Raw genomic sequence first — 15,728 nt, forward strand, 5'->3', positions numbered from 1 at the left:
CTTCTGGCCTCAGAAGGCCGGAGCCGCGCAGGGACACATGCTGCGCGGCTCCCAATTTTCCAACTTTGTCAAATTCTTCAAGTCCGCTGAATTCTTCAATTATGAAGGACGCCCGCAATGACCTCCGCACAACAGGAAGACGCTTTGAGCCTTGCCGAAACGCAACCGGCGGGTAATGTCGGCCGAATGAAGATTCTCATCATCGAAGACGATCTCGAAGCGGCGGTCTATCTCACGAAAGCCTTTCGTGAGGCGGGGATCGTTGCCGACCATGCAAGCGACGGCGAAAGCGGTCTCTTCATGGGGTCGGAAAATACCTACGACGTCATCGTCATCGACCGCATGCTGCCGCGCCGCGATGGTCTCTCCGTCATCAGCGAGCTGCGCCGCAAGGGCATCCACACGCCGGTTCTCATTCTCTCCGCTCTCGGTCAGGTCGACGACCGCGTGACGGGTCTGCGCGCCGGCGGCGACGACTACCTGCCGAAGCCCTATGCTTTCAGCGAGCTGCTCGCCCGCGTCGAAGTGCTCGGCCGCCGCAAGGGTACGCCGGACCAGGATGTCGTCTACCGCGTCGGCGATCTCGAGCTCGACCGCCTCTCGCATGAGGTCCGCCGCGGCGGCAAGGAAATCCCGCTGCAGCCGCGCGAATTCCGCCTGCTGGAATATTTGATGAAGAATGCCGGCCAGGTCGTGACCCGCACCATGCTTCTCGAAAATGTCTGGGATTACCATTTCGATCCGCAGACCAATGTCATCGACGTGCATGTCTCGCGCCTGCGCTCCAAGATCGAGAAGGACTTCAGCCAGCCGCTGCTGAAGACGATCCGAGGCGCGGGTTACATGATCAAGGACGAGGGATGAGCCGCTTCTGGGTTCTCTTCAAGTCCACTGCAGTCCGCCTTTCGGCTCTTTATATCCTGCTCTTTGCCATCTGCGCCGCAACGCTCGTCTTCTATGTGACGGCGATGTCCGAGCGGCTGCTGTCCGGCCAGATCCGCGATGCGGTCGCCCAGGAGGTGACGCAGGTCCAGCGCGCCTATGATGCCGGCGGCATGAACCTGCTCCTGCGGACGATGGAGCGCCGTGCCCGCCAGCCGGGCGCCAATCTCTATCTCATCGCCGGTCCCTCGGGCGATATCCTCGCCGGTAACGTCGCCTCCGTACAGCCTGGCGTTTTCGAGGAGCAGGGCTGGACCTCGGTGCCCTTCATGTATCAGCGCTATACCGACAGCGGTCTGGTGCGGCATACGGCGATTGCCAACATCTTCGTTCTCGACAACGGCCTGCGCGTACTGATCGGCCGAGACCTTGGCGAGCCGGAACGTTTCCGCGTGCTGGTGCGCCAGGCCCTCATGATCGCGCTCGCCATCATGGGCCTCGGCGCCATCATCATCTGGTTCGGCATCGGCCGCAATGCGCTGAAACGCATCGACCGCATGTCGGACGCCGGCAAGAAGATCATGGCCGGCGATCTCTCGCAGCGCCTGCCGGTCGGCGGCTCGGGCGACGAATTCGACCGGCTTTCCGTCTCGCTGAACAACATGCTGGAACGCATCGAGAAGCTGAACGAAGGGCTGCGGCAGGTCTCCGACAATATCGCCCATGACCTGAAGACGCCGCTGACGCGCCTGCGCAACAAGGCCGCCGATGCGCTCGACATGGAGGACCGCGAGCTGCGCCGCAGCGCTTTGGAAGGCATCATCTCTGAATCCGACCAGCTCATCCGCACCTTCAATGCGCTGCTGATGATTTCCCGCGTCGAGGCTGGTTCCGTCGCCGCCGAAATGTCGCCGATCGAGCTTTCCGCCATCGTCGCCGACAGCGCCGAACTCTACGAGCCGGTCGCCGATGAGGCAGGCATGGCGCTGACGTCCGAGATCGAGCCCGGCATCGAGATACAGGGCAACCGCGAACTGATCGGCCAGGCGATCTTCAATCTGCTCGACAATGCGATCAAATATTCCGCCGATACCCAGGGCACAGGCGCCGTCTCTGTGGAGCTCCACCGCCGCCCCGACGGCATATGCCTATCCGTTGCCGATCACGGCCCCGGCGTCCCGCCTGACCGCCGCGAGGATGTGCTGAAGCGCTTTGTCCGCCTGGATGAAAGCCGTTCGAAGCCGGGCACCGGCCTTGGCCTCTCTCTCGTCGAGGCGATCATGGAGCTGCACGGCGGTACGCTGGAGCTTTCGGACACGGATCCCGGCAATGCGGAACGTCCCGGCCTCACCGTCAGCATGGTTTTCCCCGTCAGGCCTGCCTGATTTCCTTATCATTTTCATATTGGCGCTTTCACGCCGACACCCTAGTTTAAAGTCGCATTGCGGCATGGCAGGGAGAGCAAATGCTGACGAAATCGAAGCACGGCCTGAAGGATGTCGCCGAGGGACTTCTGCGGCCGTTGAATCAGACGGAACTGAAAGCGGCGATCGTCGACCTGCAGGATATCGGCAAGAGCGAGCCTGTTGTCGCCGATATGCTGAAGGCCGAAGGCGCGCTGCGCGATTTCATCGCCGCCGTTCTGACCCTCTCTCCCTACCTGCGTGAGATCGCCAATCTCGATCCGGCCATCCTTGCCTCCGCCATCAGCGATCCGCTGGAACCGCAGATCGACGCGCTGATTGCAGAGGCGCGCGATTGCTGGAAGCCGGACAGCGAAGGAAACGTGCCGGGCGAAGGCCAGGTGATGACCAGGCTTCGCATCGTCAAGCGCAGGGTGGCCTTCCTCGTAGCCCTTGCCGATCTCGCCCGCATCTTCGACGGCAGGGCAACGACCGGCTGGCTCAGCGAACTCGCCGAGGTGTCGGTGACGGCTGCCATCAATCACCTGCTGCTGTCGACGCATGAAAGCGGCAAGCTGAAGCTGAAGAATGCTGCTGCACCGAGCGAGGGTTCCGGCCTCATCGTTCTCGGCATGGGCAAGCTCGGCGCTTCCGAGCTCAACTATTCCTCCGATATCGATCTCGTCGTCTTCTTCGACGAACAAGCCGGCATCGTGCCTGATCCGGATGATGCGATCGAGATTTTCCCGCGTATGATGCGGCGGCTGGTGCGTATCCTGCAGGAGCGCACGGCGGACGGTTATGTCTTCCGCACCGACCTGCGGCTGCGGCCGGACCCCGGCTCGACACCGCTGGCAATGTCAGTCGATGCCGCCATGATCTATTACGAGGGCAGGGGGCAGAACTGGGAGCGAGCCGCCTTCATCAAGGCCCGCGCCGTCGCCGGCGATATTGCCGCTGGCGAGCAGTTCCTGCGCGGCCTTGCTCCCTTCGTCTTCCGCAAATATCTCGATTATGCGGCGATATCAGACATCCACTCCATCAAGCGGCAGATCCACGCCCATAAGGGGCATGGCGCAATCGCCGTGAAGGGCCATAACGTCAAGCTTGGCCGCGGCGGCATCCGCGAGATCGAATTCTTCGTGCAGACCCAGCAACTGATCGCCGGCGGCCGGATGCCGGCACTGCGCTCGCGTGTCACCGAGGAGACGCTGGCGGAGCTCACCAAGGCAAAGTGGATCGATGCGGAAACCCGCGACGAGCTGACGGAGGCCTACTGGTTCCTTAGGGATGTCGAGCACCGCATCCAGATGGTGCGCGACGAGCAGACCCATCTGCTGCCGGAAACCGATGCAGAGCTGAAGCGCATCGCGTTCATGATGGGCTTTACCGACACGCCGAGCTTTTCCGAACGGCTGGTGGAGGTGCTGAAAGCGGTCGAGCGGCGCTACGCCGACCTTTTCGAGCAGGAAACGAAGCTCTCCGTTGGAACCGGCAATCTCGTCTTCACCGGTCAGGGCGACGATCCCGATACGCTGGAGACGCTGAAGAAGCTTGGCTTCGAACGGCCATCGGATATTTCACGCATTATCCGCACCTGGCACTACGGCCGCTACCGCGCCACGCAATCGGTCGAGGCGCGAGAACGTCTGACGGAACTGGCGCCTGAGCTTCTGCGCGTCTTCGGCGAAAGCAAGCGGGCCGACGAGGCGCTGCTGCGCTTCGACAGCTTCATTTCCGGCCTGCCATCCGGCATCCAGCTCTTCTCGCTGCTCGGCAGCAATCCGGCGCTGCTCTCCCTGATCGTCAACATCATGTCCTCGGCGCCGAAGCTCGCGGAAGTCATCGCCGCCCGCCCGCATGTCTTCGACGGCATGCTCGATCCGGGTCTGATGGCCGAGCTGCCGACACGCGACTATCTCGGCGAGCGGCTGGAGGGCTCGCTGGTGCAGGCCCGACACTATGAGGAAGTGCTGGACCGGCTGCGCATCTTCGCTGCCGAACAGCGCTTTTTGATCGGCATCCGCCTGCTGACCGGCTCAATCAACGGTGACATGGCCTCGCGCGCCTTTACCCATCTCGCAGACCTCATTATCGAGGCGGCACTCGATGCTGTCATGAAGGAGATCCGCGTCACGCACGGCGATTATCCCGGCGGGCGGATCGCCATCGCCGGCATGGGCAAGCTCGGCAGCTTCGAGCTGACGGCCGGCTCCGATATCGACCTCATCCTGCTCTACGATTACGATGACGCGGCCTCCGAATCCGATGGGCCGAAGCCGCTTGATGCGACGCGATACTTCACCCGCATCACCCAGCGCCTGATCGCCGCCTTCTCGGCCCCGACGGCCGAAGGCGTGCTCTACGAAGTCGACATGCGCCTTCGCCCTTCCGGCAACAAGGGGCCGGTCGCCACCCGCATCAACGCTTTCGGCAAATACCAGCGCGAAGAGGCCTGGACCTGGGAGCATATGGCGCTGTCGCGCGCCCGGCTGATCTGCGGCGACCAGAGCCTGATCGGCGAGGCGGAAAGCATCATCGCCGATGTGCTCTCGGTGAAGCGCGATGTCGCCAAGGTGACCCATGACGTGGCCGAGATGCGCGAGCTGATCGAAAAGGAAAAGGCACCGGAGAATGGCTGGGATCTGAAGCTCATTCCGGGCGGCGTGATCGATGTTGAATTCATCGCCCAATATCTCGCCCTGATCGCGCCAGCCAAAGGTGTCGAGATCAGGATCAACGGCCTCACAACGGGTGCGGCACTGAAGGTGCTGGGCGAGAAGCTGATGGGTTCGGCAGACCTCGATACCTGCCTTGAAGCCTTTGCCCTCTATACGGAGCTTTCACAGCTCATCCGCCTCTGCATCGATGGAATGTTCGATCCGAAGGAGGCGACTGCGGGCCTGACCGAGCTCGTCTGCCGGGCCGGAGACTGCCCTGACATCAAGACTTTGGAGGGTGAGGTGAAGCGGCTGTCCAAGGCTGTCCGCAAGGTCTTCCAGACAGTGGTAAAGGCCTGAGCCTTTCCGCGTCAGCTTTGATCGGGAATACGCAGCGAGATCACCGTTCCGACCGACTCGCGCGAGCGTATCTTCATGCTGCCGCCGTGCAAGCTCGTCAGCGAACGGGAGATGGCGAGACCCAGGCCGGAGCCACCCTTGCTCTTGGCATATTGGCTCTGCACCTGCTCGAAGGGCTGGCCGATCTTGATGAGTGCTGCGCGCGGAATGCCGATGCCGGTATCGGCGATGGTGACCATGACACCATCGGCGACCCGGCGGGTGCGCACGGCAATGCGCCCGCCCTCGTTGGTGAACTTCACGGCATTGGAGAGCAGGTTGAGCAGCACCTGCTTCATGGCGCGGCGGTCGGCCATCAGCGTCATGCCCGAGGAGATGCGCTGCTCGATGACGATGTTCTTTTCAGCCGCCGGAATGGCGGTAAAGCGCAGGCTTTCCTCGATCAGTGGCGCAAGATCGGTGGGCTCGCGCGACAGCAGCATATGGCCGGCCTCGATCTTCGACATGTCCAGGATGTCGTTGATGACATTAAGGAGATGTTTGCCGCTGTCATGGATATCGCGGGCATATTCATTGTACTTGGCCGAACCGAGCGGGCCGAACATCTGGTTCTGCAGGATCTCCGAGAAGCCGAGGATGGCGTTGAGCGGCGTGCGCAGCTCATGCGACATATTGGCGAGGAATTCCGATTTCGCCTTGTTGGCCGCTTCCGCGCGCTCCTTCTCCACGAGATAGTTGGAGTTGGCGATCGAAAGCTCGGCCTTCTGCGTTTCCAGCGTCTGGCGCGAGGCGGAGAGATCGTTGATCGTCGCCATCAGCCGGCGCTCGGAGTCGCGCAGGCGCTCCTGGTGGCGCTTCAAAGGCGTGATGTCGGTGCCGACGGAAACGCGGCCGCCGTCGCGGGTTCGCCGCTCGTTGATCTGCAGCCAGCGCTCGTCGGCAAGCTGCACTTCCGTCGTGCGCGAATAGCCGGAACCGTCTGCATCGGCGATGCGCCGCTCGATGACGGGACGCGCCGCAGCGGCATGGACGACCATGCGTTCCGTGCCGGGCACCAGCACGCTGTCGGGAAGGCCGTAGGCCTGCTGGAAATGCGCGTTGCACATGACGAGCCGGTCGTTCTTGTCCCACAGCACGAAGGCTTCCGAAGTGCATTCGATGGCATCGGCCAGACGCTGATCGGCCTCGGCATAGCGCTGGGCGAGGCGATGCTGCTCGGTCACGTCCATGGCGATGCCGATCATGTGCACGCGGCCGGAATGGCTGCGGATCACCTGGGCGCGGGCGCGCATCCAGACATAGTGGCCGGCCGCATGGCGCATGCGGAAGATCTGGTCGACCTGGCCGGAATCGCCCTTGGCGACGGCGCGGGCGATCTCATGGAGGCCGTTGTCTTCGGGGTGCATCAGGCGGGCCGCATCGGCAAAGCTCATCGTCTTGTCGGAACCGGCAAGCCCGAGCATGTCGTACATCGAGCGGGACCAGAAGAATTCGCGGTTGTGGAAATCGAAATCCCAGAGGCCGCAGCGGCCGCGCGAAAGCGCGGTCTCGACCCTGAGATTGGATTCCAGGAAGATATCGTCGGCATCGCGCGCCCGCTTCACCTGCATGTAATAGGCGTAGAGGATGACGAGCAGAATGGAGGAAATGCCGGCAAACAGCGTGACGTTGAGCGTCAGCTCCTCGCGCCAGAGGCGGTTGATCTCGTTGAGAGAGTTGGCGGAGATGATGTAGCCGCCGGCCGTGCCCATCAGGGCGATCTCGGCATAATGCAGCTCGCCGCCAATGCTCGTCTCGATGACATCAGTGCGGTCGCCGAACCGGCGGATGGCGGAGATCTCGGGGAAGAGGGTCGAGACATCGGCGCCGACATACGCGGCACCCGCCGTCGTTGCCGCAAAGACCTTGCCGCTTGCCTGCACCAGCAGCACGAAGGCACCGTTTTCCAGCCGGTCCTGCGGCAGGAACTTCGCAAGACGCGCCTGCGCTTCCGCAGCGTTGCCGCCATCGAATACATCGGTCGCATCGGAAAAGACGGCAGCAGCAGTTGCAGCGGAAAGCGCCGTCGCATGGCGCGCGGAGGCCGCCATGCGACTGTATTCGCTGACCATGCCGAAGAAATGCGAGGTCGCCACGACGGCAAGGAAGGCGACGATCAGAATGGGGATGGCGCGCTTCAGCAGTAGCTCGGCTTTCGGCAGATGGCGCAGCAATGGCTCAGGAGTTGTTGCGGTCTGTCCGGACAGGCTGTCGCGCCAGGCTTTGAGCCCGCCAAAATCGACACGCAGCCGTCCTTCGGCCGCGGTTGCCCGCCGCACGTCCATCATCTCTGAACCTAATCCCTCGTGTGATTCGCGCGCCGCTCGCTCGAACGACACCTAGAGAATCATGCGTGATTCGCCTTGTCCAGAGCCGATGGTAAAATTTTGTTAACCATATGCGATTGCAGGATTTTCAAAGAGATTCGCAGATGGCACTGCCTGGCTGCTTCATCGGATGAAGGCCGCCAGGCGGCAAATCACCCAGCACACAATGGGCCTTTGCCGGGTTCGATTTCCAAACACGACGCATAGGATGCAGGTGTTGCATAGGTTGCTCCCTCCCCGACGTGAGAGACGCCAGCCACATGACAGGCAATGATCTGACATTTTTCAGAGGGCGTATGAAAGTCGCCCTGCACCCCGCGCATCCTATGCAGGCCTCGCTTCAATTCCATCGGTCTGCATGGTGCAGAAGTCCAAGATGTCGAAATCCGCTTCCTTGATCGCGATGTTCTAGGTGAATGGTCAGCCACTATTCTGGTGCTAGGTGAAAAGACTTTGCCAATCCTGCCGACTGTGCAGGACGCGAACGATCAGGATGTCATCCTCCCGGATAGTGTAGGCAATCAGATGTGCCTGATCAGGATGAAGCCGCATGGGCGGGGTCAGTTCCTGGCGCTCCCGCGCCATTTGCGGATTATCGGCAAGCAATTCGAATGTGCCGAACAACTCACTAACGTATCGCTCGGACTGCGGAACGCCGAACTGCTCGGCGCCGAGAACGTAAATCTCGATAATATCCCGATCTGCTTCAAACGTGGTGCGGTATTTCATGCCTGGCCGGCGGCCAATCGTTCACGCGCAGCCCGGAGAATATCTTCCTTTGAGCGGTCACTGACGCCACTCTCCAAACCTTCGGCAAGAAGCCGTTGCAGTTCTGCCAGCTTGTCCGACCGCTCCTGATCGCGCCGGATCAGATCACGGACATAGTCGCTTGCGTTGCTGTAACGCCCCGTCCTTGTCTGGGCTTCCACCCATTCCTTCATCGGGTCCGGCAGGGAAACGTTCATGGTTGCCATATCAATCACCTCGTTTTGAGAGGATGGCATAGTTTGGCAAGAATTGCCAACAATTGGAAGTGGACGCAATGGCGGTGCATGTTCAGGGTTGATAAATGAGCTCCGAACGAAACTGTGGGGATGACCACTCTTCTCCGATACCACCCTCGTATAATCACCAGCCCAAATTCGCGGCTGTTTTGAGACGCAGTCGTAGAGCGCGGTGCATCCGTTCGGACGCACAGGGACGCTCTGATTTTCTGAACCTACGCATCAGGCTTTCCGAAAATCGATTCCGGTTTTCGGGCCGATGCTGCAGCGCAAATCACCCCTTGAGAGTGCGCTCGACGATATCGCGGACATCGGTCGAAAGGCTGTCGGCCTTTTCGATTTCCATCAGGGCTGAACGCGCGTGATCGGCGCGGGCCGATTCCAGCGAGCGCCACGAGCGCATCGAGGTCAGCAGACGTGCGGCCAGCTGCGGGTTGCGCTGGTCGATATCGAGGATCTCGCCGGCGAGAAAGCGGTAGCCTTCGCCGTCGGCGCGGCCGAAGCCGGTCGGATTGCCGAAGGCGAACGTGCCGACCAGCGAGCGCATGCGGTTCGGGTTGGTGCGCTTGAAGAGCGGGTTTTCGGTCAGCTCCTTGACGCGATCGAGCGCGTCCGGCCCAGGAATGCCGGCCTGGATCGCAAACCATTTGTCGACGACGAGCGCATTGTCCTGGAAACGGCTGCGGAAGGTTTCGAGCGCCGCCTTGGCCTCTGCGCTGTCGGGGAAGCGATGGGCGAGGATCGTCAGCGCATGGCTGAGATCGGTCATGTTGTTGGCGGCGTCGAAGGCGGCCTTGGCGCGAGCAGGGCTGCCCTCTGCATAGGAAAGGTAGGTCAGCGCAGCGTTGCGCAGCGCGCGGCGGCCGGCGCTCTTGGCATCCGGGCTGAAGTCGCCGGGCGTGGTCATCGCGTCGTAGAGGGCCGCGAACGTGGCTTTGCCGGCTTCGGCGATCTGCTTCATGACCGCCTGGCGGCCGGCATGGATGGCATCGGGGTCGATATTGCTGCCGAGTTCGCGCGCGATGTCGGATTCGCTCGGCAAGGCCAGCGCCTGGGCGCGGAAGGCAGGCTCAAGGCCTTCATCGGCCGCCGCTGCAATCAGCGTATCGACGAAGGTCTGTTCGCAGATGATCGCGGTGCCCTCGCGGGCGTCGCGGGCGGCCTTCAAGAGGTTCGGCAGCGCCAGATCCGTCAGCGCCTGCCAGCGGGCGAAATGATCCGTCTCATAGCGGGCAAGCAGGGCGAGATCGGCCGGGCTCTGGTCGAAATGCAGGTTGATCGGAGCGGAGAAGGAACGGTTGATCGAAACCACCGGGCGCGAGCCGATGCCGTGGAAGACAGCCGTCTGCGTGCGGGCGGTCAGGTGCAGCACTTCGCCGGCATATTCGGCGCCTTCGACGGTAACAAGCTCGATCTTGGAACCGTCCTCGGCAAAAAGCGCGAGGCTCAGCGGGATATGCATCGGCTCCTTGGTCGGCTGACCGGGGGTGGCCGGGATCATCTGTTCCAGCGACAGGCTGAACGTCTTGGTGCCTGCATCATAGGTGCCGGACGCGGTCACGAGCGGCGTGCCCGCCTGATGGTACCAGAGCGAGAACTGCGAAAGGTCACGGCCGCTGGCATCCTCGAAGCATTTGACGAAATCCTCGATCGTGACGGCCTGGCCGTCATGGCGATCGAAATAGAGGTCCATGCCCTTCTTGAAGGTCTCGCGGCCGAGCAGGGTCGCGATCATGCGCGTGACTTCGCTGCCCTTCTCATAGACCGTCGTCGTATAAAAGTTGTTGATCTCGCGATATTTTGTCGGGCGCACGGGATGAGCGAGCGGGCCGCCATCTTCCGGGAACTGCTCGGATTTCAGGTGGCGCACTTCGGCGATGCGCTTGACCGGGCGCGAGCGCTGGTCCGACGAGAATTCGTGGTCGCGATAAACCGTCAGGCCTTCCTTGAGGCAGAGCTGGAACCAGTCGCGGCAGGTGATGCGATTGCCGGTCCAATTATGAAAATACTCGTGTGCGATGATCGCCTCGATATTGGCGTAGTCGGCATCCGTCGCCGTCTCGGGATCGGCGAGCACATATTTGTCGTTGAAGATGTTGAGGCCCTTGTTCTCCATGGCCCCCATGTTGAAGTCGGAGACGGCGACGATCATGAAGATGTCGAGATCGTATTCGCGCCCGAACACCTCCTCGTCCCACTTCATCGAACGCTTCAGCGCGTCCATCGCATAGGCTGCGCGCGGCTCCTTGCCATGTTCGACATAGATCTTCAGCACGACCTCGCGGCCGGACATCGTGGTGAACGTGTCTTCGACGACGCCGAGATCGCCGGCAACCAGCGCGAAGAGATAGCTCGGCTTCGGATGCGGGTCGAACCAGGCGGCGAAATGCTTGCCCGGACCGTAACCTGCGCCCCCAAGAAAATTGCCGTTCGACAGGAGCAGCGGGTTGGCATCCTTGTCGGCGATGATGTTGACCGTGTAGGGCGCCAGCACATCCGGCCGGTCAGGGAAATAGGTGATGCGGCGGAAGCCTTCGGCCTCGCACTGCGTGCAATAGATGCCGCTGGTGCGGTAAAGGCCCATCAGCTGGGTATTGGCTTCCGGATTGACGAGCGTGGTGACGGTGACTTCGAAAGGTACCGTTTCCGGCAGGTCGCGGATTGTGAGGCTCTCGGGCGTAACCGTGTAGCGCTCCGGCGCCAGTTCGTTCTGGTCGAAGAGAAGGCTGGAAAGCGTGAGTTCGTCGCCGTCGAGAATAAGGGGGGCGGAAGGATCGGCGCCTTCGCGGCGGTGGAAGATCAGCCGCGCTTCCACCTTTGTTTCTGTCGGATCCAGTTCGAAAGTCAGGTCGACGCGCTCCAGCACGAAATCGGTTGGGCGGTAATCTGCCAGATTGATGACCTGGCCGGTATCTGTTCGCATGTTCCCTGAAGACCTTTATTAGACAATGCCGAACACAGAGGCGGGCGCACTCTGCTAAATTTGGCGCCCATAATTACATTAAAGTCTGAACTAAAGTTAAAGCAAAATGCCTGTGAACGCGAAGTTCACAGGCAAATTATTCCATACGAATTGTGGTAGTGCGGCTGAATGGGGAGGCCCGCTATTTGAGCCCGCTATTTGAGATTGAGTGCCGCCTTGATCTCGGCATCGCTTTCCGTCTGCTGGATGACGACGCCATACCAGCCGAGCCCGTCATAATCCTCGTAGCCGAGCGTGCGGGCAAAGGCGACGATCGAGCCGTTATTGTCGTAATAGCTGCCTTTCGGCTGGCCGCTCTGGTTGGCAAGCGCGAAATGGGTGAAGAGCATGGCCGGATTGGTGCTGGCAATCACCCGGCTTGCGCCGTCTAGCAGCATGACCGTGGTCTTTTCCGCAAGCTGCGGCGGCAGGTTGGCTTCCTTCTCAACGATTGCTTGACCCTGGTTCTGCCAGTCGAAATAGACGCCGAGCGTGCCGAGGAGCTTGCCATCGACCTTGCCGCCTTCGCGGATGCCGGTGGCGTAGACGAGTGCATGCCGCTGGTCGTGAAGCGGGCTCGGCTTCACCTGGTCGACGATATAGTCGTCGCCGGATGCGCAGTTCGCTGCGGCCCGGAACCAGGGGTCGGCGGCAAGCGACGAACCTGATATCTTGCGCTGGAAGGTCGGATTGGCCGATGCGATCACCCGGCCGGAGAGATCGGTCATCACGAGATCGAGATAGACGGTATAGAAGCGGTTGATGGTGCCGAGCCGTTCGGCAGCGAAGGCGACGCTGTCCTTGTCCGGCTCCTGCAATGCCTGCCAGAGCGCCGGATCCGTCGCCCACCAGCGCACGTCGGCGGTGCGCTCGAAAAGGTTGCGCACGATGAGCTGGACCAGCGTCTGCGCGAGATCGGTCAGCCGCACGCCTTCCATCTCGGTGACGAGCGAATCAGCCATCGCACGGCTGAGACCGATGCGTCCCAGCACATTGCTCTCGAACTTGTTGGTGATCTCGGTGGCGATCTGCGCCAGCCGCTGCACTTCGTTGGCGACGACGGCAAAGCCCTTGCCGGTTTCACCGGCGCGGGCCGCCTCGATCAGCGCGTTGATGGCAAGCAGTTTGATCTGCTTGACGATGCTGGTGTTGTCGGTGCTGAAACGCTCCAGATCCGTGCTGATGCCGTCGGTGACGACACGCATCGAGCGGGGCGTTGCGTTCTGCGACTGGGATATGATCTCTGCGCTGAGCGACTTCATTAAAAAAGATCCCGAAGATAATCTGACGCGGCTGGCTGCGGAACGAATGCTGGTCTTTTGTATGACTAATTAACTTGGAACGATGCGGTGGCATGGTTTGCAACCGGTTAACGCAGTAGGCCCAGATGTGAACATTTTCGGGGGAATGTGGGTAAAAAGTGAACTTTTTTCACCAGGCAGTGGAATTGCGCAGAAAATAGGCAAATAAAAGCAGGTAAATACTTGCTGCCTGGTGGGCGCAGATTTTTTCCCACCGGTGCATTTCTTCGGTTACGATGAAAAGATCGTCCGCTGCGTTCGAGTCGAACGCGTCTCCCCCGCTCGGCATGCCCGCATAAGAGCCTGGATCATGGAATCGGTTCTCAGAAACCCGATGAGAGGCATTGCGCTGAAAGTCTCGTCGGTCGTGGTCTTCCTGGCCATGCAGACATTCATCAAGCTGGCCGGGTCGGATATCCCACCGGGGCAGGTGACCTTCTGCCGCTCCTTCTTCGCGCTCTTTCCGATCATGGCCTATCTCGGCTACCGGCATCAACTGCGCTCCGCCTTCTATACCGCCAATCCTGTCGGCCATCTGAAGCGCGGCACGCTCGGCATCATCTCGATGGGGCTCGGCTTCTACGGGCTTCTGCATCTGCCGCTCCCCGAAGTGATCGCACTCGGTTACGCGACGCCGCTCGTCGCCGTCATTTTCGCAGCCGTCTTCCTGGGCGAGACGGTGCGCGTCTATCGCTGGAGCGCCGTCTGCTTCGGCATTATCGGTGTTGCCATCATTTCCTGGCCGAAGCTCACGCTGTTTCGGGAAGGCGGCATGGCGGCCGAACAGGCGGTCGGCGCGCTTTGCGTGCTGCTGTCGGCCGTGCTCGGCGGCATGGCGATGATCCAGGTGCGCCGCCTCGTCGAGGAGGAGAAGACGGCGACGATCGTGCTCTATTTCTCGATCACGGCTTCGCTCTTCTCCCTGGTGACCGTGCCGTTCGGCTGGCTGCTGCTCGGCTGGTCATCGGCTCTCTTCCTGGTCGCCGCCGGTTTCTGCGGCGGTGTCGCGCAGATCCTGCTCACCGAGAGCTACCGGCACGCGGACGTTTCCACCATCGCCCCCTTCGAATACAGCTCGATCCTGCTTGGCGGCATCGTCGCCTATTATGTCTTCGACGACGTTCCGAGCAGTACGATGCTTTTCGGCACCGTCATCGTCGTCGCCGCCGGCATCTTCATCATCTACCGCGAGCATCAGCTTGGCCTCGAACGCCGCGAAGCACGAAAAGCCGGCGCACCGCAGTCCTGAGCGGCCCTGGAAGGCTCCCGGGTACATCACAGGTCGTATTTTTTATCGCGTTGATTGAATAATTCTGACATTCGCCCCTCAAAAGAAAATGGGATGGCGAAATCTTAGGATATCGCTTTTCGCAAAAATATGGTTATGAAAGTGAATTACTTTCATTTATTCAAAGCTGTGCATATTCGATAGGCCATGGATGCCGGGGGAGCTTCGGTATCGCTGCTCCGAACGCTGGCTTGCGAGCGGGGGTTGAGGAAAAGCATCATGGCGTTCACGGCGGAACAACTGGCGCAGGACCCCTCTTTCGTAGTGAGCATTCGCTTCCTGGCTGGGCAAATGCGCGGCATGTTTGACGCGGGGCCGCGGCTGGCGCGCCTGTTGGCCTCTCACCAACGCTGGCTCTTGACGCAGACGGCTTATGCGCTGCATCTCGAATATGATCCGCAGGACGTGACCTCGGGTTTCACCGCCGTCCGGCTGACCGGCAAGATCACCGCGCACAAGATCGCCAGCCGCAACACGGTGCTTGCCTTCATCGAAGAGCTCTTCACCTACCGCTTCATCACCCACACGCCTGGCGATGAACGCCGCCGCCCGCGGCATTTCGAGCCGGCCGAAGTCAGCCACCAGGCAATGTTTGGCTGGCTGCTCGCCAATCTCGGCGCGCTTGATCTCATCGATGGTGGAAAGCGGGCGGCGTTCCTGCAGGAAAATCCTCTGCTTTTCCGCCGGATCCAGCCGCGTGTCGCCTATAATTGCCTCGAAGATATCAACTGGCGCGAACCGCCTGAACAGGTGGCGATGTTCCTCTGGACGGAAGCGGGCGGTATGGTCATCGATCATTTCATGTCCCGGCTCGATCTCGAAGGATCCGATCCGGCAAGGCTGGCGATCGGTAAGGTGGAAACCCGCGCGCTTGCCGGCGATTTCATGATGTCGCGCACCCACCTTCAGCGGCTGCTCGCCAAGGGCGCGCAGCGCGGCTGTGTCGGCTGGTACGACGAACCGAAGAAGTCGCGACTGTGGTTGTCGCGCGATTTCCTGAAGGAATATGTCGGCTGGCAGGCGATCAAGTTCGCCTATGTGGACGAAGCCTTCGAATGGGCAAAGGCGCAGCTCGAAAGCACACAGTGCTGATCAGAGCGCGATGGCGCAAGCCGGGCTCTTGACCTCGGACGGCGCGTCGCAAAGCTCGCGGCGATATTCGTGTGCGGCGCAGACGGCAGCACGGATATGCTCGAAAGAGTCGATGTGGCGCAGCAGTGAAATCAGAATCGTTGACATCGGTCGTTGCTTTTTGAAATACGAAAAGGCAGGCGAACCGCCTGCCGGATCATCATTCCCTCTTCAATATTCCTGGAAATCGGCGAAAATCGCGGCCGGACGCGAGGTGCGGCTGCTGATGCCGGTACCGCGGGCAATCATCTGTTCGTTCGTGGCAAAGCCGAAACGGCTGTAGCCCTGGGTGGTGCGAACCTGATCGCTTGCTTGGCGCAGGGTTTCAAACCCGCAATGTATAGGACGAAAACGCTTGCTCATGGCCTTGG

The 15,728-nt window shown here is 61.0% G+C and carries 12 protein-coding genes; 5 read left to right on the forward strand and 7 right to left on the reverse strand.

Going from position 1 to position 15,728, the window contains the following annotated elements; all coding sequences use genetic code 11:
- Positions 1-117: 117 nt before the first annotated feature.
- The 3 genes from KQ933_RS03880 (at position 118) to KQ933_RS03890 (ending at position 5,305) form a co-directional block, all read left to right on the forward strand.
- Positions 118-864: a response regulator transcription factor gene (locus KQ933_RS03880; protein WP_301925026.1), complete on the forward strand. Its 747-nt coding sequence runs from the start codon at positions 118-120 to the stop codon at positions 862-864.
- The gene (locus KQ933_RS03885; protein ID WP_216757476.1) at positions 861-2,267 is read left to right on the forward strand and encodes a HAMP domain-containing sensor histidine kinase; all 1,407 of its coding nucleotides are present in this window, start codon (positions 861-863) and stop codon (positions 2,265-2,267) included. Before KQ933_RS03880 ends, KQ933_RS03885 begins: the two co-directional genes overlap by 4 nt.
- 80 nt (positions 2,268-2,347) lie before the next feature.
- Positions 2,348-5,305, forward strand: a complete 2,958-nt coding sequence (locus tag KQ933_RS03890; protein ID WP_216757477.1) for a bifunctional [glutamine synthetase] adenylyltransferase/[glutamine synthetase]-adenylyl-L-tyrosine phosphorylase — start codon at positions 2,348-2,350, stop codon at positions 5,303-5,305.
- Between the two features lie 11 nt (positions 5,306-5,316).
- Here KQ933_RS03890 and KQ933_RS03895 read toward each other — a convergent pair whose 3' ends face one another.
- From KQ933_RS03895 to KQ933_RS33720, 5 genes are all read right to left on the reverse strand, one after another.
- Entirely contained in the window at positions 5,317-7,632 is a 2,316-nt protein-coding gene (locus KQ933_RS03895) for a PAS domain-containing sensor histidine kinase (RefSeq protein WP_216757478.1), read from the reverse strand.
- 477 nt (positions 7,633-8,109) lie between these two features.
- Entirely contained in the window at positions 8,110-8,400 is a 291-nt protein-coding gene (locus KQ933_RS03900; RefSeq protein ID WP_216757479.1) for a type II toxin-antitoxin system RelE/ParE family toxin, read from the reverse strand.
- Positions 8,397-8,645, reverse strand: coding sequence for a type II toxin-antitoxin system ParD family antitoxin (locus KQ933_RS03905; protein ID WP_216757480.1), 249 nt, complete (start codon positions 8,643-8,645; stop codon positions 8,397-8,399). The genes KQ933_RS03900 and KQ933_RS03905 overlap by 4 nt, the downstream gene beginning before the upstream one ends.
- A 304-nt stretch (positions 8,646-8,949) precedes the next feature.
- Positions 8,950-11,598, reverse strand: coding sequence for an aminopeptidase N (gene pepN, locus KQ933_RS03910; RefSeq protein WP_216757481.1), 2,649 nt, complete (start codon positions 11,596-11,598; stop codon positions 8,950-8,952).
- A 194-nt stretch (positions 11,599-11,792) separates the two neighbouring features.
- Complete coding sequence (locus KQ933_RS33720; protein ID WP_216757482.1) at positions 11,793-12,899, reverse strand: methyl-accepting chemotaxis protein; 1,107 nt, start codon at positions 12,897-12,899, stop codon at positions 11,793-11,795.
- 349 nt (positions 12,900-13,248) lie between these two features.
- Between KQ933_RS33720 and KQ933_RS03920 the strand changes: the two genes are divergently transcribed.
- Positions 13,249-14,187: a DMT family transporter gene (locus tag KQ933_RS03920; RefSeq protein WP_216757483.1), complete on the forward strand. Its 939-nt coding sequence runs from the start codon at positions 13,249-13,251 to the stop codon at positions 14,185-14,187.
- Positions 14,188-14,445: 258 nt separating this feature from the next.
- Positions 14,446-15,318, forward strand: coding sequence for a hypothetical protein (locus tag KQ933_RS03925; RefSeq protein ID WP_216757484.1), 873 nt, complete (start codon positions 14,446-14,448; stop codon positions 15,316-15,318).
- On the opposite strand, the gene KQ933_RS03930 is transcribed toward KQ933_RS03925, so the two are convergent.
- Together KQ933_RS03930 and KQ933_RS03935 are read right to left on the reverse strand one after the other, a co-directional pair.
- Positions 15,319-15,465, reverse strand: coding sequence for a hypothetical protein (locus tag KQ933_RS03930; RefSeq protein WP_216757485.1), 147 nt, complete (start codon positions 15,463-15,465; stop codon positions 15,319-15,321). It lies immediately after the preceding gene.
- A gap of 63 nt (positions 15,466-15,528) precedes the next feature.
- Entirely contained in the window at positions 15,529-15,720 is a 192-nt protein-coding gene (locus KQ933_RS03935; protein WP_113427356.1) for a hypothetical protein, read from the reverse strand.
- Positions 15,721-15,728 lie beyond the last annotated feature (8 nt).

The sequence above is a fragment of the Rhizobium sp. WYJ-E13 genome, from assembly GCF_018987265.1.
Lineage (GTDB): Bacteria > Pseudomonadota > Alphaproteobacteria > Rhizobiales > Rhizobiaceae > Rhizobium.

Bases quoted from the DNA above. Each gene is read 5' to 3' on its own strand.
- KQ933_RS03880 (WP_301925026.1), top strand. From the start codon at position 118: ATGACCTCCGCACAACAGGAAGACGCTTTGAGCCTTGCCGAAACGCAA.
- KQ933_RS03885 (WP_216757476.1), top strand. From the start codon at position 861: ATGAGCCGCTTCTGGGTTCTCTTCAAGTCCACTGCAGTCCGCCTTTCG.
- KQ933_RS03890 (WP_216757477.1), top strand. From the start codon at position 2,348: ATGCTGACGAAATCGAAGCACGGCCTGAAGGATGTCGCCGAGGGACTT.
- KQ933_RS03895 (WP_216757478.1), bottom strand. From the start codon at position 7,632: ATGATGGACGTGCGGCGGGCAACCGCGGCCGAAGGACGGCTGCGTGTC.
- KQ933_RS03900 (WP_216757479.1), bottom strand. From the start codon at position 8,400: ATGAAATACCGCACCACGTTTGAAGCAGATCGGGATATTATCGAGATT.
- KQ933_RS03905 (WP_216757480.1), bottom strand. From the start codon at position 8,645: ATGGCAACCATGAACGTTTCCCTGCCGGACCCGATGAAGGAATGGGTG.
- pepN (WP_216757481.1), bottom strand. From the start codon at position 11,598: ATGCGAACAGATACCGGCCAGGTCATCAATCTGGCAGATTACCGCCCA.
- KQ933_RS33720 (WP_216757482.1), bottom strand. From the start codon at position 12,899: ATGAAGTCGCTCAGCGCAGAGATCATATCCCAGTCGCAGAACGCAACG.
- KQ933_RS03920 (WP_216757483.1), top strand. From the start codon at position 13,249: ATGGAATCGGTTCTCAGAAACCCGATGAGAGGCATTGCGCTGAAAGTC.
- KQ933_RS03925 (WP_216757484.1), top strand. From the start codon at position 14,446: ATGGCGTTCACGGCGGAACAACTGGCGCAGGACCCCTCTTTCGTAGTG.
- KQ933_RS03930 (WP_216757485.1), bottom strand. From the start codon at position 15,465: ATGTCAACGATTCTGATTTCACTGCTGCGCCACATCGACTCTTTCGAG.
- KQ933_RS03935 (WP_113427356.1), bottom strand. From the start codon at position 15,720: ATGAGCAAGCGTTTTCGTCCTATACATTGCGGGTTTGAAACCCTGCGC.